Source organism: Streptomyces sp. NPDC101151, from assembly GCF_044768335.1.
Lineage (GTDB): Bacteria > Actinomycetota > Actinomycetes > Streptomycetales > Streptomycetaceae > Streptomyces.
Window position 1 is genome coordinate 1 of sequence record NZ_JBIWPP010000146.1, and the last position, 1009, is coordinate 1009.

The 1009-nt window shown below is 69.4% G+C and carries 1 protein-coding gene; it reads left to right on the forward strand.

Going from position 1 to position 1009, the window contains the following annotated elements; all coding sequences use genetic code 11:
* Nucleotides 1–1009: alpha-amylase family glycosyl hydrolase (locus ACIRU3_RS47830; protein ID WP_404070817.1), on the forward strand; the 1009-nt coding region annotated here is incomplete at both ends.

The following is a 1009-nucleotide window of genomic DNA, read 5'->3' on the forward strand; positions in this document are numbered from 1 at the left end:
CGCTGTCGCCCGGGGTGGGCGCGGTGTTGTCCCGGTATCCGCTGCGGGAGCTGGTCACCGTGTCCGAGGCGATGCCGCTTCTGGTGGAGCGGGAGCGGGCGCTGTTCGGTTCCTGGTACGAGTTCTTTCCCCGCTCGGAGGGCACGGCCGAGCAGCCGCACGGCACTTTCCGGTCGGCCGCGCGCCGGCTGCCGGCGATCGCGGAGATGGGCTTCGACGTGGTCTACCTGCCGCCCGTCCATCCGATCGGCACCACGTTCCGCAAGGGCCGCAACAACACCCTGACCGCCGGGCCCGACGACGTGGGGGTGCCGTGGGCGATCGGCTCCCCGGAGGGCGGGCACGACGCCGTCCATCCCGGCCTGGGCACGATCGAGGACTTCGACCGTTTCGTGGCCAGGGCACGGGAGTTGGGCCTTGAGGTGGCTCTGGACTTCGCGCTGCAGTGCTCCCCGGATCATCCGTGGGTGCACAAGCATCCCGAGTGGTTCCACCACCGCCCGGACGGGAGCATCGCCCACGCGGAGAACCCGCCCAAGAAGTACCAGGACATCTATCCCGTCGCCTTCGACGCCGACCTGGAGGGTCTGACCGCCGAGACGGTGCGGGTGCTGCGGCACTGGATGGACCACGGGGTGCGGATCTTCCGGGTGGACAACCCGCACACCAAACCGGTCGTGTTCTGGGAGCGGGTGATCGCGGAGGTCAACCGCACCGACCCGGACGTGATCTTCCTGGCGGAGGCGTTCACCCGGCCGGCGATGATGCACACCCTCGCCCAGATCGGTTTCCAGCAGTCGTACACGTACTTCACCTGGCGCAACAGCAAGCAGGAGCTGACGGAATATCTCGGCGAGCTGTCGGGGGAGGCGGCCGCCTACATGCGGCCGAACCTGTTCGCCAACACCCCGGACATCCTGCACGCCTATCTGCAGCACGGCGGCCGGGCGGCCTTCGAGGTCCGCGCCGTGCTCGCCGCCACCCTCTCCCCCGCCTGGGGCATCTACAG